This window comes from Gordonia sp. UBA7860, from assembly GCF_002500165.1.
In the GTDB taxonomy this organism is placed as follows: Bacteria; Actinomycetota; Actinomycetes; order Mycobacteriales; family Mycobacteriaceae; genus Gordonia; species Gordonia sputi.
Genome location: NZ_DLSO01000056.1, coordinates 18,431 through 38,601, shown reverse-complemented (window position 1 = coordinate 38,601; position 20,171 = coordinate 18,431). Strand labels below are relative to the sequence as shown.

The following is a 20,171-nucleotide window of genomic DNA, read 5'->3' as shown; positions in this document are numbered from 1 at the left end:
GGGCCTGGTCGAGCTTTGCCCACCGCTGGTCGAGCCTGTCGAGGCCACCAACCGAGAAGAGGAGCCACCATGTGCCGCAACATCACCGAGCTGCGCGGGCTCGAGCCGCCCGCGACCGACGACGAGGTCGAGGCCGCCGCGCGGCAGTACGTCCGCAAGGTCAGCGGAATCCGAAACCCGTCGGCGGCCAACACCGAGGCGTTCGAGGCCGCGGTGGCGGCGGTGACAGCGGCGACCGAAATCCTGCTCGACTCGCTCCCAGAGCGTCGACAACCACCCAAAACTGTGCCACCGCTACGGCGACCCGAGGTGCAAGCGCGCATCGCGGCGTCGCAGTCGCGCTGAGCGTGCCGGTCACCTCACGCGCCGACGCCGAAGAGTGACGCCGCGTTGTCGTAGAACACCCCACGCAACCAGTCGTCGCCGAGGTCGAGTCGTACCAGCGCGTCGAGCGCCTCGGTGTAGCGATACGGGATATTCGGATAGTCGCTGCCGAACAGGATCTTGTCGCCGAGGTCGAGTAGGCGTGGCCGGAGCCCGACCGGAAACGGCGCACCCTCCTCGGAAAAATCGGTGAACGACATCGTCGTGTCGAGCCGGACGTTCTCGTAGGTGTCGGCAAGGTCGAGGAATGCCTCGTACTCCGGCGTGCCCATGTGCGCGACGATCAGCGGAAGCGACGGGAACTGCCGCAGCAGCGCAGCGATCGGTTCGGGTCCGGTGAAACGACCGGGCGTCGGCCCCGAACCGCAATGGATCACCACCGGCACGCGGGAGTCCGCGATCTGCGCCCAGACGCTCGTGAGGCTCGGGTCGAGCGGGGAGTAGTCGCCGACCTGGATGTGCGACTTGAACACTCGCGTCCCGCGCTCGATCGCCTTCGAGACATACGACGCCGCGTCCGGCTCCGGATAAAACGTCGACGTGTGCAGACAGTCGGGGTGGTGCGCGGCGAAATCGGCGCCCCAGCCGTTGAGCCATTCGGCCATGTCGGCCTTGTGCGGGTAGATCATCGACGTGTAGACACGAACTCCGAACGCCTGCAACGCCGAAACGCGCACGTCCTCGTCGGCGCGATAAGTGATTGGCCATTCCCGACCGATCATCGGCCCGACCGAATCGAAATACGCCCACACCTTGTCCATCACCCGACGTGGCATGAAGTGGGTGTGTACATCGATGATTCCGGGAAGTCCCAGGTCACGCCAGAAGCTTCGCACCTGCGCGGCTTCCGCAGCCGTGAACGGTGCTGGCGGCGTGTCGTGGTTGTGGGCGGCCGTGTCTGCTGTTCCGGTTTCTGGGTCGGTCACAAAATCACCGTACGCCGCGAGCGCCGTCGCGAACTACAGCTCGGGCACGTCCTTCGGAACGATGAAGAGTCCCTCGGCTTCGACGGTGATCCCGCGAGCGTCCGAAAGCGTGCCGCGCACTGTCTTCTTCCGGCCTGCTCGTTCGACGATCTCTCCGCGAGCGACCAACTGTCCCAGCGGAGTCGGTCGCATGTAACGGAATTCGATCCTGCCGGTGTAACTCGCCTTGTTGTCGGCGGCAGCGGCTTCACCGAGGACCTGGTCGAGGACGAGTGCGCACACTCCGCCATGAACGTGCCCCGGTGGCCCCTCGTAGGCGGCACCGAGGGTGAACTCGGCGCGTACGCCGCCTCCGTCGGGCGTCGAATGTACGGGCGGCGCGATCGCGTTGCGCATCCCCATCACTGCGTTGCCCCAGGCCATGCCGACCAGGTTGCTGGTGTAGCGCACGCCGTAGGCGCCGTCGATCTGTTGGGCACGCAGAGCGTCGACGACGCCCGAGACCGTGCGCTGGGCGTCCACGATCACCTCGTCGTCGACCTCGGTACGGATGACGGCGTCGACGAGGTCGCGCACTGACGCGACCAGCGGCTCGAAAACCGCTCGGCGTCGGGCGATCTCGTCGTCGGAGATGTCTTCTAGAGTGAAGTCCACGGGTGGCTCTCTTCGATCGGAAACGACACAGACAGGGACGGTCCGGGTCAGGGTGACGGGGTGTCAGGCTGTGAGGGGTCCGGGTCGGGCGTCGGCCAGCACTTCGTCCCGGTCGGCGGGGCTGATCACTCCGCGTGCGATCGCGTCGTCGGTCGATGCCTCATACGTGCGCAGATAGTCGGCGTGTGTCGGATAGCGCGTCGCGAGTTCGTCGTCGGATAGCGGTGTGGTGGAGCCGAAGAGCACGCAGATGCGCGGTACGTCGCCTGTGACGACGCCGCTGAGTACCTCGGTCGGTGCATCGACGCACGGTGTACGCACGCCCCCGAGGACGTTGCCGACGTCGTCGCGCGCATAGCGGGGCGAAGCGGCGGTGACGTCGACGTCGAGCGGCGCGGAAGTCGGTGGCGGCGTTCCGTTCTCGATCCACTCGCGCAGATGCGCCACCGCTGCGCGCAGCACAAACACCTGCTGGCCACGGTTGACCGGCTGCGGGCATCCGAGGAGATCTTCGTACTCGCCGATCTGTACGAGATCCGCGTGCGACGTCCCGGCGACCTCCCACGCGCGGAAGACGTCCGTATCCGGTTGTCGCGCTTCGATATAGCGAAAATCGGTGAGTACATCGGTCTCCGTCTGTACGACGAACACCGGGGTTGTGGCGTCGGAGCGGATCGGATGCGGTGGGCCCGCGTAGGCGGGGGAGATGTCGATCGGCTTGCCCCGCTCGCCGAGGGGGAGTTGTCCGAGTGGGCGTGAGTGGATCAGCGCAGCATCGATCGCGCCGTGTTTCTGCGCGATCCGATTCACGTAGGTGGTCAATGCCATTGCGGATTGCGATTCGCCTGCCGCGATGACCCAGCGCACGTCGAGGCCTGCGAGGGGGTGGTGTTCGGAGTCGTTGTCGCGCAGAGCTTGTGCGATCGACCCGAACATGTCGTAGCTGTACCCGTCGCCCGGATGATGCAGCCCCGCATAGCGCTCCGGGTCCTTCGCCTCCAGCGAATCACCCTGCACGCCGGCTGTTCCCGCGCCCGTCGTCTCGAGGTCGACGGAATCTCGGCCACCCGCGATGCCAGTGTACTGCGCCGAGATGCCGATATACGCTGTTCCTGAGCGCACCAATTCCTCTGCGACGTAGGTGTATTCGGGTGCGGAGTCGGCGCCGCTGCTGACGTTGAACCATTCGACGACGACGTGACCGTTGAACTGCGCGGCGTCGGGTCGACGTACGAGGATGCGTGTGGTGAACGGTGCGGGATCGACACCGTCGAGTTCGCCGTCCGGTCTGTCGACGAAGCGTCGGGCAATCCCGCTGGCGGCGAACTCGAGTTCGGAATATCCATGCCCGGCGAGGTCGGGACCGGGGGACGCAGACATCACGCTGGTCTGTCCCGCCCCGCCGGTCAACTCGCGGAAAGCGATCGTCGCAGTCATTCCTCGAGGCTAGCCCTGCTTACTCTGCGACTTGCGATACTTGCTGATCACTTGGCCGAACATCATGTTCATCTTGGTGCCCAGCGGCCAACCGACGTAGTAGCAGAGGAACAGCGCGATCTCTTCGAGCTGCTCGGGCGTCAGTTCTTCGTTGCCCAGCGCGGCGCCCGCCTGGATCTCGGCAACGTCGACCTGTCCGCTCGCGGCGAGCGCGCCGAGCAGGATGAGCCGTCGATCGCGGATACTCAGCGCCGGTCGTGACCAGACCTCGGCGAAGAGCTGATCGGCAGTGTGCGCGAAGTGCAGGCCGGGGCCGTCTGACATTTCCCACCCGTAGACCTGAGACATCAGATCGAGTCCGCGTTTGCGTTGCTCGGTCTGGGTGTCGGGGTCGGGGGTTGCGTCGTCGGTCATTTCTCTCCTTCGCTGTGTGGCACGCCGAGGCCTGTGGCGAGATCGGCGAGTGCTTCTGTCCCCAGGGGCAATTCGACGTCGAGACTCTCACCGAGGGTGAGTGCGAGCGAGAGATCCTTCTCTCCGAGCTCGCGGACGTGAGTGAAGACGCCGTACCAGAAGTCCTCGGGTTCGATCGGTGCCGTGGTGTCGCGCAGCATGATTGCACCCGCACCGCCGGTGATGGCGTCGGTGTGGCGGACCACCTTGCCCAGTTTGGCGACGTCGATGCCCGCCGCCTGTGCCAACCGCGACGCCTCTGCGGTCGCCGCGAACGAGATGAAGTGCAGCAGGTTGCGAGCGAGCTTCATCTTGGTGCCTGCACCCACGTCGTCTCCCGCGTGGACGAGCATGTCAGAGGTCAGCGCGAAGGGTTCCTTCAGGCGTACGTAGGCATCTCGCGGCCCGCCGACCATCACGGCGAGACGTCCCTGCTCAGCGCCGGGTGTACCACCGGAGATGGGGGCGTCGAGCAGCGTCACTTCACGTTCGGCGCAGACGGAGGCGAGGTCGACGGCCGTCTCGGGACCGATCGTTGAGTGGACCGTGAGGATCGTGCCGGGTGCTGCGCTCTCGAGCAGGCCCGTCACGACGGTGATGACCTGCGCGTCGTCGCGCACACAGATGCCGATGATGTCCGACGACGCCGCGAGCTCCGACAACGACGACGCCGCGCGTGCGCCCTGATCGACTACTTTGGCGACTGCGTCGGGAGCGAGATCGAAAACTGTCAGTCCGCCAGACCATTTCGCCAATCGGCCGGCCATCGGGCCTCCGATGTTGCCGAGCCCGACATAGCCGAGACGGGACGATGCGGCGGGAGTCATGACCGGATGACCTGTCCGCCGTCGACGTTGAAGATCTGTCCGGTGACCCAACTGGCCTCGTCGGAGAGCAGAAACAGGCACATGCCGACCAGATCTTCTGGTTGGCCGAAACGCTTGAGCGGCAGACGGTTGACGATGTCGGCGACCATCTCCTTGGGCGTCGTCTCACGTGTTGCCTCGGTGTCGATCGGTCCGGGAGCGATCGCGTTGACGCGGATGTTCTGGCCACCGAGTTCGGTCGCCAACTGCTGCGTCAGACCGTTGATCCCGACCTTGGCGAGGCCGTAGAAGCCGCTGTAGAGCCATGCGGCGGTGGAGGATTGGTTGACGATGGCCCCGCCGTCGCGCATGTGTCCGTACACCGCACGGGTGACGTTGAGCGCGCCGTCGAGGTTGACGCTCATGAACTTCTTGTAGTAGTCCCACGGCACGGTGATGAGGAAGTCGAGCTTCATGCCACCGTAGATTGCCGCGTTGTTGACCAGGCCGTCGATGGAGCCGTAGGCGTCGACGGTTGCGGCGGCGAGGGCCTGCGCGGAGTCGGGGTCGGAGACGTCGGTGTGGACGTACCGTCCGCCGATGTCGGCGGCGACCTTCTCGCCTGCGTCGTCGTTGAGGTCGGCGATCACGACGTTCGCGCCCTCGGCGGCGAGGCCGCGGGCGTACGCCTCACCGATGCCGCCCGCGGCTCCGGTGACGATGTAGGTGCGATCAGTGAATCGTGCGGAAGTCATTGCGCTGCTGTCTCCTTGGATGTGGTGGTTGGTCGCGCTGGTTTCGACGCGGGTGCTCGCCTGGCGGCTCGCGCCCGGCTCAACCAGCGGGTGGTGGTTGTCCCGCTGGTTGAGCCGCCGCGAGGGACGAGTGGCGTGTCGAAGCCTGCGGGGCGCTGGTCTCGACGCGGGTGCTCGCTGTGCTCGCGCCCCCTCGAGCAGCGGTGGGCTTGTCGAGATCACGCGGGCTCCGCGATGGCCTTGGTCTCGAGGTACTCCTCGAAGCCCGCGACGCCCATCTCGCGGCCGATGCCCGACTGTTTGTAACCGCCGAACGGGACGTCGGCCGAGTACCAGATGCCGCCGTTGATCGACATCGTTCCGGTGCGGACGCCGTCGACGACCCTGTTGATGCGGCCGCGGTCGGTTCCCCAGACGGCCCCCGAGAGGCCATACGGGGAGTCGTTGGCGATGCGGATGGCGTCGTCGTCGCCGTCGTGGCCGAGGATGACGAGCACCGGGCCGAAGATCTCCTCCTGTGCCGTGCGTGACGAGTTGTCGAGGCCGGAGATCAGGGTCGGCGACACGAAGAAGCCCTTCTCCTTGTCGGCGGGCCGGGTGCCGCCGATCTCGATCGTGCCGCCTTCGGTCTTCGCGAGCGCGATGTACGACTCCACACGCTCGCGCTGCGTCGCCGAGATCACCGGGCCGCAGATCGTGCCGGGATCGGTGGGGTCGGCCGCTGCGAACCCGGCAAGCGAGTCGCGCGCCAATGCTGTTGCCTCCGCGAGCTTCTCACTTGGGACGACGAGTCGGGTGGTGATCGCGCAGCCCTGACCCGCATGCGTCACGACGGCAAACGCGGCCATTGAGACCGCGGACGCAAGGTCGGCGTCGTCGAGCACAATGAATGCCGATTTGCCGCCCAACTCGAGGAAGACCTTCTTGAGTGTTTCGGCCGCCGAGGCCATCACCTTCTTGCCGGTGGCCGTCGAGCCGGTGAACGAGACGATGTCGACGCGCGGATCGGTCGACAACTGTGCCCCGAGTGCGTGATCACTCGACGTCACGATGTTGACGACGCCCGGCGGAAAGTCGGTCTCTTCTGCGATCACCTTGCCGACCAGAGCAGCGCACCAGGGTGTATCAGGTGCCGGCTTCAGCACGACGGTGCAGCCCGCTGCCAGCGCCGGTCCGATCTTGGCGAAGTTGATCTGATGCGGGAAGTTCCACGGTGTGATTGCTCCGACGACGCCGACCGCCTCTTTTCGGATCTCGCGGGTGTTCCTGATTCCCATGGGCTTTGCCTCGCCGAGGTCGTGGGTCCACTCGTAGCACTCCGCCAGATCGGCGAAGTATCCGAGGTCGCGGATCGGGCCCTCCAGCTGCGGTCCGTGAGTGAGGAACACCGGGCAACCGACCTCGGCGACGGTGAGCTCGCGCAGTTCGTCTGTGTGGGCGAGCAGTGCGTCGCGCAGTTGTCGCAGGCAGTGTGCGCGGAATGTGGCGTCGCGCGACCAGTTGGTCGTGTCGAAGGCGTGGCGGGCGGCGGCGATGGCCGCGTCCATATCGTCGAGGGTTGCGTCGGCCGCCTGGCCGATGACCTCCTCGGTTGCCGGATTCACGACGTCGAAGACGCCGCCGCTGCCGGGAATGAGCTTGCCGTCGATCAGTAGATCCGACGCTGATGCTGGACGAAGTGACATGAACTGGGCTCCAACGCTGACTGGAAGACTATCTGGACAGGTGTCTGGACTCGAGTTCAAACCTAGTGTAGCGTCGGTCACATGTCCAGCCCCGTGTCGCAGGAATCCACGCGCCGCCGACTGACCGCACAGCAAGCCGAGACGGTTGCGCGGCTGACAGATGCCGCGGTCGATGTACTCAATTCAGACGGTTTTGACGGCCTGACGGTGAGGGTGGTCGCCAAGCGTGCAGGGGTCGCGCCCGCGACGGCGTACACCTACTTCTCGTCGAAGAGTCACCTTGTGGCAGAGGTCTTTTGGCGTCGGCTGGCCGAGGGAGTGCCAGAGGCCGACGCCTCGCTCTCGCGCGAGGATCGGGTTGCCGAGATCCTGCGCAACGTGTCGCTTGTGGTCGCGGGTGAGGGGCAACTCGGCGGCGCGGTCACGGTCGCATTGCTCGGTACCGACCCCGACGTCGAGCACCTGAGGTTGCGGATCGGTGGCTTCATCCGGACGCGACTCGCGCAGGCGCTCGAGGTCGACGTCGAACATCCCGGTCCGGTTGTCGACGCACTCGAGATGCTCTACGCGGGCGGTCTCGTCCACGCCGGCATGGGACATCTGACCTACGAACAGACGTCCGAGCGGCTCGTCGCCGCAGCACGCCTGATCCTGTCGGCGCAGCCCTAGGTGGGTAGCGCCAGGTGCGCGACCCCGCCCGAAGGCACGCCTTCGACATGCACATACCGTCAATGGAGGTTCATCGATGACCGAGACCGCAATGGTCGCGGGGATGCAGCAACAGATTCCTTTCGACCCCTATGCCTACGACTTCCACGAGGATCCGTACCCGACGTACGCGCGACTGCGCGATCAGGCGCCGGTGTATTACAACTCGGATCTGGATTTCTGGGCGCTCGCCGGTCACGACGATGTGCGAAACGCGTTCCGCGACAGTGTGAATCTGTCGAATGCGTGGGGCGTGTCGATGGACCCGTCGTCGTACGGACCCGACGCACACAAGTCGATGTCGTTTCTCGCCATGGACGATCCCAAGCACATGAGAATCCGCAAGCTCGTCTCGAAGGGCTTCACTCCGCGTCGGGTCAACGACCTCGCCGGTCGGATCACCGCACTGACACACCATCATTGGAGTTCGTGCCTCGATAAAGGCGAGTTCGATTACGTCGCCGACTTCGCCGGCCTGCTCCCGATGGACGTCGTATCGGAAATGCTCGGTGTGCCCGAATCCGACCGCGCGTATCTGCGGAAGCAGTCGGACCTGTTGCTGCACCGCGAGGAGGGTGTTCTCGACATCCCCGAGGCAGCCGTCTACGCCTACCTCGAACTGCACAAGTACTACTCCGCACTCATCGCCGAACGCCGTAGCAACCTCGGCGACGACCTCGTATCCGCACTCATCACCGCGGAAATCGACGACGACGAGACGGGCGAGAAGACCACACTGACCGAGGACGAGATCGTCGGGTTCATGGTCCTCATGGTGGTCGCCGGCAACGAGACGACCACCAAACTGCTTGCCAACGCGCTGTATTGGGGCTGGCGCAATCCCGATGAGCTCGCCAAGGTGCTCGCCGATCCCGAAGTGGTGCCGCAGTGGACCGAAGAGACACTGCGCTACGACAATTCGACACAGATGGTGCTGCGCAGAGTGGCCGGAGACGTCACCTACGGTGAGCAGGTCATTCCGGAAGGTCACCGGGTACTACTCCTCGTCGGCTCGGCGAACCGCGACGAGAATGTATTCGACGACGCGTCGTCGTATCGCATCGGTCGCGACTGCAGCCAGGCATTGATGAGTTTCGGTATGGGAGCACACTTCTGCCTCGGCGCGCATCTCGCGCGGCTCGAGGCGAACATCGGCCTCGCCGAGGTGGTTCGGTCGATTCGCTCAGTCGACATCGACATCGCCAACGCAGAACGGGTGCACTCGGTGAACGTGCGCGGATTCGCGTCACTCCCGGTGAAGGTGACGGTGCGCTGATGGCATACATACCTCATCCGGAGCGTCGGCCCGTACTCGTTGCGGGAGCGTCGTCGGGAATCGGGGCCGCGACGGCCGAGTACCTCGCCGCCGCAGGCTATCCCGTCGCACTGGCCGCCCGACGTGTCGACAAGCTACAGGAGCTCGCCGACAAGATCGCGGGTGCTGGAGGCGAGGCGGTCGCCGTCCCACTCGATGTGACCGACGACGCGTCGGTGCGCGACTGCGTCGCGAAAGCCCAAGCCGCGCTGGGGCCAATCGAGATCGCGGTTGCCGGAGCCGGCGACCTCGACGTCGGGCTCTCCTATGAGATGAGCGAAACGGATTTCGCGTCTCAGGTCGACATCCACCTCGTGGGTGCACATCGGCTCTACCGCAACATCGTCCCCGGGATGATCGACCGCGGTCGTGGCGATTTCGTGTTCATCGGGTCCGACGTCGCGGTGCGTCCACGACCATGGTCGTCGGCCTATGTCGCGGCGAAGACGGGCGTCGACGGCTTGGTTGCCACAGCGCAACTCGAACTCGAGGGCACGGGCGTCCGCGCCAGTATCGTCCGTCCGGGCCAGACCATCACCGGCATGGGTTTCAACCTCGCACCCGAGGTGATGGAGAAGATGCTCAACTCGTGGATCACCCACGGACTTGCCAGACACGGCAATTTCCTTGCACCAGAACATATTGCCCAGGCGATCTCGGCGATCGTCGGCATGCCACGCGGTGCGCACATGCGCGTCGTCGAGGTCGAGGCCGAGGGCGCCATCTCACGCGACAAGAGCGGTGGGGGAGCAGACATGACCGGAGACGAGACGACCGGAGGCACGAAATGAGCACACTGACGACGCCGAAACGAGTGTCCGGTGGCGACGGAGCGCACGGACACCTCGACGAACTGGCAGCCGACCCGATCGGACTGTTCTGGCGCGTGCGCGACGAGTGTGGAGACGTCGGGCAGTTCCAGCTCGCCGACCGGGAGGTGGTGCTGGTGTCGGGTGCCGCGGCCAACGAGGACTTCTTCCGCGCACCGGAGGAGGATCTCGATCAAGCGGCGGCATATCCTTTCATGACACCGGTTTTCGGTGAGGGAGTTGTCTTCGACGCGAGTCCGGAGGAGCGATCCAAGGCGATCCACAACGCCGCGCTCAAGGGGCCGCACATGAAGCAGCACGCGGTGACGATTCCCAACGAGGTCGAACGCATCATCGCCCGGTGGGGTGACGAAGGCGAGATCGACCTCCTCGAATTCTTCGGTGAACTGACGCTCTACACCTCGTCGGCGTGTCTGATCGGCCGCAAGTTCCGTGAACAACTCGACAAGCGGGTTTCCGAGTTGTTCCACGACCTCGAGAAGGGCACCGACCCGATCGCCTACGTCGACATGCACGCCGACATCGAGAGCTTCCGCAAGCGCGACTCCGCGCGGGCGGAGCTCGTCGACTTCATCCAGGGCATCATGAACGAGCGCATTGCGCGCCGCGATGACGGTTCCGATGAGGACAAGGATGATCGCGACCTGATGGACGTGCTCATCCAGGTGGGCTTCGACGCCGACACCATCACCGGGATGTTCATTTCGATGATGTTCGCGGGTCACCACACCACACAGGGCACAGCCGCTTGGACCCTGATCGAACTGCTGCGCAACCCCGATTACATGCAGCGCGTCTACGACGAACTCGACGAGATCTACGGCGACACACCGGCGGGCGAGCGTCCGGAGTACACCTTCGCTCACACCAGGCAGATGCCGCAGCTCGAGAACGCACTCAAGGAGTCGCTTCGCCTGCACCCGCCGCTGATCATTCTGATGCGCCTGGTGCAGCAGGACTTTCAGGTCGACGATTTCGAAGTTCGTGCGGGGCAGACGATTGCGGTATCGCCCGCGGTATCGAATCGGTTGCCCGACGATTTTCCCGAGCCCGACGCCTTCGACCCCGACCGTTATGTGAAGCCGCGCCAAGAAGATCTCGCCAACCGCTGGACGTGGATACCCTTCGGTGCCGGTCGACACCGTTGCGTGGGGGCACAATTCGCGATCATGCAACTCAAGGCGATCTTCTCGGTGCTGTTTCAGAACTACGAGTTCGAGATGTCCCAGCCGTCGGATTCCTACCGCAACGACCACTCGAAGATGGTGGTGCAACTCGCACAGCCGTGCCGGGTGCGCTACCGCAGACGGCGGAAGTAGGAGGGCGATATGCGAATCGAGGTCGATCTCGACATCTGCCAGGGGCACGGCATGTGTCAGATGGAGGCACCGGACGTGTTCGAGGCCCAGGTCGATCATGTCGACATCCTCGAACCGCAGCCCGACGAGAGCAAACGCGCCGAGGTGGAGGCCGCCGTGCAGTACTGCCCCACCCAGGCCCTGCGGATCGTCGAAGACAGCAGGGCGTGAGAAGCGCAGCAGAGCTTGAGAACGCAGCGCAACCTGACAACACACACCGACCCGAGAACACAGAAGTGCCTGAAGAACAGCGAACGAGAGGTGACGGCATGGCATTCGATCGTGCAGAACTAGAGGAGATGAAGGAGCGGTGGCTCGAGGCGAACATCGTCGCCGAGCGGGCCGGTGACTGGAAGCCGCTGGCCGACTTCTACACCGAGGACGCCACATACGGCTGGAACTACGGTCCGGACAAGGACTTCATGGCCGTCGGCCGCGATGAGATCCGCGAGATCGCGCTCGGTCAGGAGATGGAGGGTCTCGAGGGGTGGACCTATCCGTATCAGGAATGGGTGATCGACGACCGCACCGGTTCGATGATCGGCCTGTGGAAGCAGGTGTACGAGCGCAAGCGTGACGACGGGACCCCGTACGCTCTCGAAGGTATTCAGGGAAGCTGGTTCAAGTACGGTGGCAACTTCCAATTCCGTTGGCAGCGTGACTTCTTCGACTACGGCAACGTTTCGGCACTGTTCATCGAACTGCTGAAGGACAATGCGATGAGCGACGGGATGCTCAAGCGGATCGAAAAGGCCACCGGCGACCAGCCCGGCTGGTATCCGTTCGGCAAGGCGCCCGTCGAGTTCTGGTGATTCACGAGATGCCCACAGCCCGGACGTACTCGGATCTCACCGGTCGTCAACTCGCGACGATCGTGCCTGAACTACTGCTGTCGGGTCAGTTGATCGATCGCAGCGGGATGGCCCACCTCATCAGCGCTTTCGGCCGGGAGACGATGGCGCAGATAGCCATCGAGGAGTGGATGGCCGCGAGCCCCGTCTACACCCACCGGATGCGCGACGCGCTCGGCGTCGACGGCGACGGTGTGGCCGACATGTTCAAATGCCTGCAACTCGATATCGGGGCACCACCGCAGTTCATGGACTTCCGCTACGAGATCGATGACGAGTACCACGGCTCCTTCGTGCTCAATCACTGTGGGGCACTGATGGATGTAGAGCCGCTCGGGGACGACTACGTGACCGCGATGTGCCACGACATCGAGGACCCGACCTTCGACGCCACCGCCATCGCGACGAATCGGCGAGCGCGCATCAGACCCATTCACCGGCCGCCCCGCAGACCAACCGACCAACACCCGCACTGCGCATGGACCGTGACGATCGAACCCGACCGCGACGAGCTACCACTGCCGCCCGACGCCGAGGAGATGTTCACCAGACACGCGGCATCGGTCCAGTTGAGCACGATCGACACGACCGCGACGGACGGGCGCGTCGACTATCGCGGAGACCTGTGTGACGACCTCCAGTTCCGCGAATGGTCGCACACCGCACTCGTCCGGATCGCGGAAGAGGTTGCGCTGCAGCATCAGTTGCTCGCCCTCGGCTTCCTCGTGTCACTGCGACGCCATGCCGACAGCCCCGAACAGGTTGACGAGATCTATCGCAAACAGTTGATCGGTATCGCGGGCCTTGCGGCAGATCGACTGCGCAGCGCGTTGGCGCTCGCCCCCGACGCGCAGGGATTGGCCACCGTGATATCGCTGATCCCCGTACTCGGGCCCGTGCAGTACACCGGCGTGACGGCGCGAGTCGTCGAGGATGGCGTCGTGCTGGCTATTCCGCACAGCTCCGATGCACGATCCGACGGTGGTTGGCTCACACTGTTCGACGCCGAGCACGTCGAACCGTTGCAGGCGATCGCCACAGGTGTCGACGCGCACTGGAACGTCGAGACGGTCACCGACACCGGCGAAGCCCTCGAGGTCACGTTCGCGCTCACCGACGTCGAGAGGTCGGAGTCCGGCGAGGTCGCTATCGCACGATTCAGTTCCGGTGCCGCATGGGAGTTCGTCGATCGTGGGCGATCGCTACCCATCACGCCGATCGGCAGTCCGGTCTGATGGTCGCGCACTGCGCTGTCGAGATCTGATGGCGGCCGACGTCCCGATCGACGCGCACCTGTCCGGGCGCGTCGCGATCATCGCGGGGTCGACGCGGGGGATCGGTCTGAACGTCGCGTATGCCCTCGCCGGACACGGGGTCTCGCTCGTGGTCAATGGCCGTGACGCGAGGGCCGTCGACGACACGGTCGCCGAGATCACAGGCGGCGGTGGCTACGCGGTGGGCGTCTGCGGGTCGGCGGGCGACGAGGGCGTCGCCGAGAAAATGGTCATGACTGCGCTCGACACGTTCGGCGCACTCGACGTCGCCGTGAACTGTGCCGGAATAGCCGAACCCCCTGGGTCGACGGTCCTGACAATCACGCCCGCCGAATTCCGCGAGCAACTCGACGCACATCTGATGAGCGCCTTCTTCCTCACCCAGTCCGCTGCGAGGGTTTTCGTCGGACAGCGGTCGGGCTCGATCGTGTTGACAGGGTCGGCCGCGTCGTTGGGAACGTTCGGTGGGAGTGGCTATCCCGCGGCGAAGGGCGGGGTGAACGCTCTCGCGCTCGCCGCGTCGGGCGATCTGAAGAGTTCCGGGGTGCGCGTCAATGTCGTGATGCCCGGCGCGAAGTCGAGGCTGTCGTCGGGGCCGGACTACGTCAGACACATCGAAAGCCTGCATGCGAGAGGGATACTGGACGACTTCACCCGCGACGCGGCGCTCGCTCCCGCACCGCCCGAATACGTTGCCCAGCTCTACACATTCCTTGCGAGCGATGCCGCCGCCAGGATCACCGGCCAGATCTTCACGGCGTCGGGGGGTTTCATCGGTCGATACGATCCGCACCAACCGACGTTCGTGGCCTACCGCGACCATAAAGACACGGAGCCATACAGTTTGGCGGAGTTGGCAGGGCTGCTCTCAGAGTGAGTTGTCGAGAAGATCGGTATGGGGTTTGCACGTGATTGCGGCACAAACCCCATACCAAATCGGCATCTATGAGATCAGTTCGCGGAGCCGCCCAGCGGCGGTTCGGTCGCGGTGGGACCGTGCGTGTGCGGATCGTCGTGTGTCCTGCGTGGGCGACGCAGACACACCACGACCGCGAGGACGAGAAGAATGAGTCCGACGGTCTCCGTCGCGGACTCGTCGAGGCGATCGTCGCGTACCTGTGCTGAGCGTCGATGACACTCGGCGCTCAGCCCGACCGCTGGGAGGGTGTGTTGGCGCGGCGTCGGCGCTGCTCTGCCCGCTCGACCCAGTACCGTGCGCCGTCAGCTATCGCCTCGGTGACCGGCCTTGGCTGCCATCCGAGTTCGCGAACAGCTTTGTCGTGACTCATCTCTGGAATGCAGTGCATCAGACGCACCGTACCGATGCGTAGCTTGCCCGGTGTATGGGTAAGTGTCGACTTCGCTGAACCGACCGCGCCGGCGGCATAGAGCGCGGCACGGCCCAGCACGGGTCTGGGTGCTGCACGGCCAGCGGTTGCGGCGGCGGTGCGGATGACTTCGCCGAGATCGATGGACCGTTCCGAGATGATGTAGCGTTCACCATTGCGTCCGCGCTCCGCGGCGAGGACGAGCGCATCTGCGGCGTCGTCGATACCGACTGATTCGCAACGCATTCCGCGCACGCCGAAGGGCAGTTTGCCGAGCGCGGCACCCGCGACGAACGACCCGTGCGGAGTGGGTACCGCATCTCCGGCGCCGTAGGTATTCGAGACACACATCGCAACGAGCGGTACAGCGTGCTCGCGTGCGTAGCCGAGCGCGAGTCGTTCCGCTGCGACCCGCGATCGCACATAGTCTGTTGCCCGGCGGTCCCAGTTGAACTCGGTGTCTTCGTCTGCGAGACCCGACTTCGGTATGCCGATCGTCGCCATTGTGCTGGTGAAGACAAAGCGCCGCAGTGGAATACGTGCAGCAACCTCCAGTACGGAGCGTAGAAGCTCGACGTTGGTCTCGTACAACGGTGCGGGGTCAAGGAGCCACGCCCGCGTGTCAACGGCACAGTGGTAGACATCGGTACAGCCCGACATCGCGTCGGCGAGTGTGTCCGCGTGATTCAACTCACCGACGTGCCGGTCGACGTCGAGGTCGTCGATCGTGCGCGTATCGCTGGTGGGGCGCACCAGGATTCGTACGTCTTCGCCCGAGTCGACAAGTCGACGAGTCAGCGTTGAACCGAGGAATCCGCTCGCCCCGATCACCAGGCTGGTCATCTCAGGCGCTCCGGGGCGAGATCGGCCACTGCCGCAGCCGTACGCTCGAGCATCACGCTGAACATCGCGTCACCTCTCTTGGTGGGTTGTGCAGCCGCGGCGCCGAAGACGATGATCAGCGGAGCCTGGATGAGGTTGTCGATGTAGTCGCGCCAGCAGTCGTCGAAGGTGTAATCGAGGACGCTCGACGGTGCGCCGGGTGTCGACAGCGCAGCGCCCCATGCGCGCACCGCGTGGTGGTAGTCGGTGACAATACTTTTCTCATGCATCCTGCGGGCGTCTGGGGTGAGACTCGTCGCGAGCAGAAACGCTATGTCACGCATGGGGTTCCCGGTGGTGATCGTCTGCCAGTCGAGTATGGACAGCGAGCCGTCGTCACGAAACACGACGTTGTCGGCGCGAAGGTCGCCGTGGATGAGGGCGAAGTGCTCGGCAGGTGTCCGTATCCACGGGCCTGCGCCGCGGATCAACCAGTCGACGACGGCCGACTGCGCGTCGCTCAATGCGAGACGCGCACGAAACACCTCGGCCATCGGGTCGAGCAGTGACTCCAACACGTCGCAATCGCTCGGCGTCGGGAGAGGGAAATCGTCGAGGAGTGTGGTGTCGTCCCACCGTGGGCCGTGCAGTCCCGCGGCCGCAACCGCGACCGAACGCACCTGTGCAGGACTACACGCGGCGATCTGATCGCCTTGGCGGCCGTCGGCGATGTCTTCGAGGAGCAGCACGAACTCGCTCCCCGAATCGGAACTGACGGCAGCGAACATCGCGGGTGTCGGTACCCGGAGGGTCACGGCGAGTTCCCGGTAGAAGCGGACCTCGCTTCGAAAAGCGCCTGAGCCGAACTCGCGCTGGGCGGCAGGGCCGGTTGCGAGCTTGGCCACCATCGTGTCGGGAAGACGGCACGGGGTTGCGTGGCGCAGCGCAAGCCGATAAGAACTCGCCATCTGGCCGGTCCCGACGGGCGTTGCGTCGACTTCGACGACGTGTGCCTCGTCGAAGCCGCTTGCGCGGAGGAGATCGGTGAGCCAGTCAGGTGTGACATCGCTGATCTTCGTGGGTATTTCGGCGCGTGGTTGAGTGGTCACAAGCTGGCTCCTCGCGGTGTCATGGGCTCGGCTCCTCGCGGTGTCATCAGCCCCGGATTCGCGGGCAGATCGCGTACGGCAGGGGAGCGCTTCGCGCGGTACGCGTCGATCACCGGCGCCAGCTCAGTCGGAGTCGCGCCGTGCAGGATGACAGAGTCGACGCCGAGATCGAATTGCCTCGCCACCGCGGTGGCGCAGTCGGATGCCGAACCGACGGCGCTGTCGGCGACCCAGTGTTGCGGAATCGCCTGTGCGAGTTCGTCGAGTTGTTCGGCCGTTGCGGTGGCGTCGATGGGGCCGGTGGCCTCGGAGAATGCAGACGTTGCGCGAACACGATCGAGATCGGCTGTGCTCCAGCGGTTCGCACGCATGAGTGCATCTGGGTAGCCCTGCAGGTAGGTCGCGAGACGGCCGTAGAGTCTGCGTTGGCGATCCTGGTCCGCGAGCTCGTCGCCGACGGTTGCCAGCACCGACCAGATCCGAATCATTTCCGGATCACGGCCCGCGCGGAGGGCTGAATCCCGCACGGTGGCAACCTCCTTCGACGTCGCCGCGTCGTCGAGGAAGGTGTGGAGGACGACGCCGTCCGCGATTCGTCCCGCCAGTTCCAGGGTTCTTTCACTCATGGTCACCAGCAGAATGGGCACGGGTGCAACGGCCACACCGAGATTCAGCAGTGGATACGAGCCCGCGGGGCCGTCGTGGCCGCCGATCATCTCACCGCGCCACAGTCGACGCAGCACGTCGCTGATGTCGGCCAACTGTGCACTGGTCACATCGTCGATCCCGAGGATCTGCCACTGTGCGGAGATACCCCTGCCCAAGCCGAGCGCGAACCGGTCGTTCGTCAGCTCCGCGAGGGTTGCCGTCATCGTGGCGGTGACGATGGGATGCCTGGTGTTGTGATTGGTTGCGGCAGTCGCGATTCCCATGCGGCTCGTCGCAGCACCGAGTGCTCCGCTGAGCACGGCTGCGTCTTTGATGTTGAACCGTTCGGACACGAATGCTGTGCCGAGACCGATGCGCTCGGCCAACTTCGCCTCGTCGACGAGATCGGCGGGGCATACCGGATGCCGTGAGAGTGCGTAGTAGCCGAGCTCGGGGAGCATCGATTCTCCCGAGTGCGACGATTTCACTGTGTGCATCGATTCCACCGCGTTCATCGGTGTCACCGTCGAGATGTCACACGCTCGCGGGCGACGCCGCGCGGTACTCGGTGCCGCGCGGTTCGCGTACCCAGAGGGTATCGTCGCCCGCGCTCACGCCCTCGTGTTTGAGCTGACGTTTGACGATCTTGTTTGTCGCCGTCGTCGGCAGGTCGTCGGCGATGCGGACGTACCGTGGCCATGCTTTCGGTGACAGATCTGGCTGCGCCGCAAGGAATTGCGCGAACTCGCCTGGGGTCAAGGAACTGTCGTCGGTGAGGATGACGGCCGCCATGACCGCGTCGCCAACCTGATCGTCGGGAACCGCGTAGACGGCGACCTGACTGATGTCGCGTAGGCGCAACAGGATTCGCTCGATGGGGCCTGCTGTCATGTTCTCGCCGTCGACACGCATCCAGTCGCCGGTGCGGCCGGCGAGGTAGAGCCAACCGTCGGCGTCCTTGTAGGCGAGGTCACCCGACCAGTACATGCCGTCGCGCAGCCTTTCCGACGTGGTCGCGGGGTCGTTGTAGTAGCCGGTGAACATGCCCGCGCCGAAGGTGTTGACGATCTCACCGATCGCGTCGTCGGCGTTGAGGAGTGCGCCGGTGTCGTCGAATTGTGCTGGTGGACACTCGGTCCCGGTTGCCGGGTTGTAGACGGCGACGCCGGGAAACCCCTTCCCGACGGAGCCGCGTGGAGTTCCTGGTTCGCGGGTGATGATGATCGCCAACTCGGTGGAGCCGAAGCCGTCCCAGACCTGGCAGTCGAAACGTCGTGCGAAGTCGTCGATGTCGCGGTCGGTGGCTTCGTTGCCGAATGCGGCGCGCAGTGTGTTGTCTGCGTCGTCGGGTTGCTCGGGAGTCGCGAGGATGTAGGCGAGAGGCTTGCCGACGTAGTTCATGTAGGTGACGCCGTAGCGCCGAACGTCGTCGAGGAATCGGGAAGCAGAGAATCTGGCGGGCACCATTGCCGCGCCGGAAACGGCTGCGACGCAATACCCTCCGAGGAGCGCCGCGGAGTGGAAGAGCGGCATCGAGAGATAGCAGATGTCGTCGGAGGTGATGCCGAAGCGTTCGGCAAGGGGCGGCCCGGCGAACGGAACGAGCATGTGCGCCAACTGAACCGGCTTCGGGTTGCCGCTCGTGCCCGAGGTGAAGATCAGCATGAAGGGGTCGGTAGCGTTCGGTACCGAGTGCGGGGTCAGCTCCTCCGCGTCGGCGAGAAGCCGGGGCCACTCGGCGGACGATGTGTCGATGACCTCGACTCCGGGAAGCTCGAGGCCGTCGAGGAGTGGAAGGTGCTCGGCGTCGGTGAGCAGGATCTGGCAGTCGCCGCGCACGATGTCGTTGGCGAGAGCCTCGCCGCGTCGAGTGTTGTTGATCCCGACCGTCACGTACCCGCCGAGCGCGCCTGCGGCGAGCGCGATGAGCATCGCGGGACTGTTGTCGAGCAGGACGCCGATGTGCATCGGGCGCTTGGTGTCGGCGCGGCCGAGGACGGTGGCCGCGGTGCGCCGCGCGTCGTCGAGATATTCGCGCCATGTCCAGCGACTGTCGTCGTACAGAATCGCCAGGGAGTCGTCGTTGTCACGGTCGATCAGGAGTTCGGTCACGGTCTGCGCCATGCGCCAAATCTAGAACCTGTTCTACGGCGGGGTATACAGATTCGAGAAATTGTCTACCAACGCTTGGCGATGCCGCTCGACGTGGCGGTCAGCGCGAGATGGTGCCGCTTCCGGGACTCAGGGTGAACGTCGCGCCACCGCGTCCGACGACGCTCGTGGTGAACGAGATCGGCCCCGGCCCGGTCTGCAGTGCGGGGCTGAGCGCGGGCTTGCCCTCCTTGCATGCCGCGAAGGTGGTGGTCCCGGACTTCTTGGTGGCGGTGTTGTGCCACTCGAACCCGACGACCGCCGAGCGCAGCGCCGCGGCGCAGGCGTTGCCCGGCATCGGCTCGAGCCACACCCGCAGTGTGTTCGGGTCGGGCGACGCCGCCGCGATCGGAGCGACGAACGCAGCAAAGGGGATGTCGCCGCTGGTCGCGATGCCTGCATTCGGAGTCTGCGAGATCGACGACGCAGGGATCTGCGGGTCGGCGGCCGGCGCGGCGTGCGCGGACCCGGCCGTCGCCAGGAGCGTCGACGTGGCCGTCAGTCCGATAGCAGCCCCGAGCGCAGCGCGCTGAAGTGTTCGTCCCACTGGTATCACCAGCCCCTTCTGTCACAGTTGGATTTAACGGTACCAGCGCGCGTGCGGGCGCGCTCGGGTCGCTGGGGTGAGGCTGGGGCGGGGCGCAGGAAGTAGGGAAAACCTTTCCGCGGGTTTCGTA

22 protein-coding genes are annotated in these 20,171 nt (G+C 65.0%); 10 read left to right on the top strand and 12 right to left on the bottom strand.

The features are described 5' to 3' along the window. Positions 1-69: 69 nt before the first annotated feature. Complete coding sequence (locus tag B3T59_RS08200) at positions 70-345, top strand: DUF2277 domain-containing protein (RefSeq protein WP_064904187.1); 276 nt, start codon at positions 70-72, stop codon at positions 343-345. Between the two features lie 14 nt (positions 346-359). Here the strand turns inward: B3T59_RS08200 and B3T59_RS08195 are convergent, their stop codons facing one another. The 7 genes from B3T59_RS08195 to B3T59_RS08165 all read right to left on the bottom strand — a co-directional run bounded on the left by B3T59_RS08195 (position 360) and on the right by B3T59_RS08165 (position 7,100). After that, positions 360-1,310 carry an amidohydrolase family protein gene (locus tag B3T59_RS08195; RefSeq protein ID WP_287001970.1) on the bottom strand — a complete coding sequence of 317 codons (951 nt, stop codon included), beginning with the start codon at positions 1,308-1,310 and terminating at the stop codon, positions 360-362. Positions 1,311-1,343: 33 nt separating this feature from the next. Then, a complete protein-coding gene (locus B3T59_RS08190) occupies positions 1,344-1,964 on the bottom strand; it encodes a PaaI family thioesterase (RefSeq protein WP_287001969.1) in 621 nt (206 codons plus the stop codon). Between the two features lie 63 nt (positions 1,965-2,027). Next, positions 2,028-3,401, bottom strand: coding sequence for an alpha/beta hydrolase domain-containing protein (locus B3T59_RS08185; RefSeq protein WP_287001968.1), 1,374 nt, complete (start codon positions 3,399-3,401; stop codon positions 2,028-2,030). Between the two features lie 9 nt (positions 3,402-3,410). Next, positions 3,411-3,815 (bottom strand): carboxymuconolactone decarboxylase family protein, encoded by a 405-nt coding sequence (locus B3T59_RS08180; protein WP_287001966.1) that lies wholly within the window; start codon positions 3,813-3,815, stop codon positions 3,411-3,413. Next, positions 3,812-4,681, bottom strand: coding sequence for an NAD(P)-dependent oxidoreductase (locus B3T59_RS08175; protein ID WP_287001965.1), 870 nt, complete (start codon positions 4,679-4,681; stop codon positions 3,812-3,814). The genes B3T59_RS08180 and B3T59_RS08175 overlap by 4 nt, the downstream gene beginning before the upstream one ends. Beyond that, a complete protein-coding gene (locus tag B3T59_RS08170) occupies positions 4,678-5,415 on the bottom strand; it encodes an SDR family oxidoreductase (protein ID WP_287001964.1) in 738 nt (245 codons plus the stop codon). Before B3T59_RS08170 ends, B3T59_RS08175 begins: the two co-directional genes overlap by 4 nt. A gap of 218 nt (positions 5,416-5,633) precedes the next feature. Further along, positions 5,634-7,100, bottom strand: coding sequence for an aldehyde dehydrogenase (locus B3T59_RS08165; RefSeq protein WP_287001963.1), 1,467 nt, complete (start codon positions 7,098-7,100; stop codon positions 5,634-5,636). A gap of 81 nt (positions 7,101-7,181) precedes the next feature. Here B3T59_RS08165 and B3T59_RS08160 point away from each other — a divergent pair, with 81 nt between their 5' ends. The 9 genes from B3T59_RS08160 to B3T59_RS08120 all read left to right on the top strand — a co-directional run bounded on the left by B3T59_RS08160 (position 7,182) and on the right by B3T59_RS08120 (position 14,561). Then, positions 7,182-7,769 carry a TetR/AcrR family transcriptional regulator gene (locus B3T59_RS08160; protein WP_287001962.1) on the top strand — a complete coding sequence of 196 codons (588 nt, stop codon included), beginning with the start codon at positions 7,182-7,184 and terminating at the stop codon, positions 7,767-7,769. A 76-nt stretch (positions 7,770-7,845) separates the two neighbouring features. Next, positions 7,846-9,084, top strand: a complete 1,239-nt coding sequence (locus B3T59_RS08155; protein ID WP_064864847.1) for a cytochrome P450 — start codon at positions 7,846-7,848, stop codon at positions 9,082-9,084. Next, entirely contained in the window at positions 9,084-9,914 is an 831-nt protein-coding gene (locus B3T59_RS08150) for an SDR family oxidoreductase (RefSeq protein ID WP_287001961.1), read from the top strand. The genes B3T59_RS08155 and B3T59_RS08150 overlap by 1 nt, the downstream gene beginning before the upstream one ends. Next, a complete protein-coding gene (locus B3T59_RS08145) occupies positions 9,911-11,272 on the top strand; it encodes a cytochrome P450 (RefSeq protein ID WP_287001960.1) in 1,362 nt (453 codons plus the stop codon). Before B3T59_RS08150 ends, B3T59_RS08145 begins: the two co-directional genes overlap by 4 nt. A gap of 9 nt (positions 11,273-11,281) precedes the next feature. Then, on the top strand, positions 11,282-11,482 hold the full coding sequence (locus B3T59_RS08140; RefSeq protein ID WP_064864838.1) for a ferredoxin: 201 nt from the start codon (positions 11,282-11,284) through the stop codon (positions 11,480-11,482). Positions 11,483-11,580: 98 nt separating this feature from the next. After that, the gene (locus B3T59_RS08135) at positions 11,581-12,123 is read left to right on the top strand and encodes a hypothetical protein (RefSeq protein WP_064904144.1); all 543 of its coding nucleotides are present in this window, start codon (positions 11,581-11,583) and stop codon (positions 12,121-12,123) included. A gap of 8 nt (positions 12,124-12,131) precedes the next feature. Then, the gene (locus tag B3T59_RS08130; RefSeq protein ID WP_005206585.1) at positions 12,132-13,397 is read left to right on the top strand and encodes a hypothetical protein; all 1,266 of its coding nucleotides are present in this window, start codon (positions 12,132-12,134) and stop codon (positions 13,395-13,397) included. A gap of 28 nt (positions 13,398-13,425) precedes the next feature. Continuing rightward, positions 13,426-14,313: an SDR family NAD(P)-dependent oxidoreductase gene (locus B3T59_RS08125; protein WP_005206586.1), complete on the top strand. Its 888-nt coding sequence runs from the start codon at positions 13,426-13,428 to the stop codon at positions 14,311-14,313. Positions 14,314-14,432: 119 nt separating this feature from the next. Continuing rightward, positions 14,433-14,561 carry a hypothetical protein gene (locus B3T59_RS08120; RefSeq protein ID WP_285897416.1) on the top strand — a complete coding sequence of 43 codons (129 nt, stop codon included), beginning with the start codon at positions 14,433-14,435 and terminating at the stop codon, positions 14,559-14,561. A 20-nt stretch (positions 14,562-14,581) separates the two neighbouring features. On the opposite strand, the gene B3T59_RS08115 is transcribed toward B3T59_RS08120, so the two are convergent. The 5 genes from B3T59_RS08115 to B3T59_RS08095 form a co-directional block, all read right to left on the bottom strand. Next, on the bottom strand, positions 14,582-15,607 hold the full coding sequence (locus B3T59_RS08115; RefSeq protein WP_064904142.1) for an NAD-dependent epimerase/dehydratase family protein: 1,026 nt from the start codon (positions 15,605-15,607) through the stop codon (positions 14,582-14,584). Further along, a complete protein-coding gene (locus B3T59_RS08110) occupies positions 15,604-16,695 on the bottom strand; it encodes a phosphotransferase family protein (protein WP_287001959.1) in 1,092 nt (363 codons plus the stop codon). Before B3T59_RS08110 ends, B3T59_RS08115 begins: the two co-directional genes overlap by 4 nt. After that, positions 16,692-17,840 carry a TIGR03857 family LLM class F420-dependent oxidoreductase gene (locus B3T59_RS08105; RefSeq protein ID WP_231894580.1) on the bottom strand — a complete coding sequence of 383 codons (1,149 nt, stop codon included), beginning with the start codon at positions 17,838-17,840 and terminating at the stop codon, positions 16,692-16,694. Before B3T59_RS08105 ends, B3T59_RS08110 begins: the two co-directional genes overlap by 4 nt. Positions 17,841-17,877: 37 nt before the next feature. Further along, a complete protein-coding gene (fadD1, locus tag B3T59_RS08100; protein ID WP_064904138.1) occupies positions 17,878-19,467 on the bottom strand; it encodes a fatty-acid--CoA ligase FadD1 in 1,590 nt (529 codons plus the stop codon). Positions 19,468-19,555: 88 nt separating this feature from the next. Beyond that, complete coding sequence (locus B3T59_RS08095; protein ID WP_231894579.1) at positions 19,556-20,041, bottom strand: hypothetical protein; 486 nt, start codon at positions 20,039-20,041, stop codon at positions 19,556-19,558. Positions 20,042-20,171 lie beyond the last annotated feature (130 nt).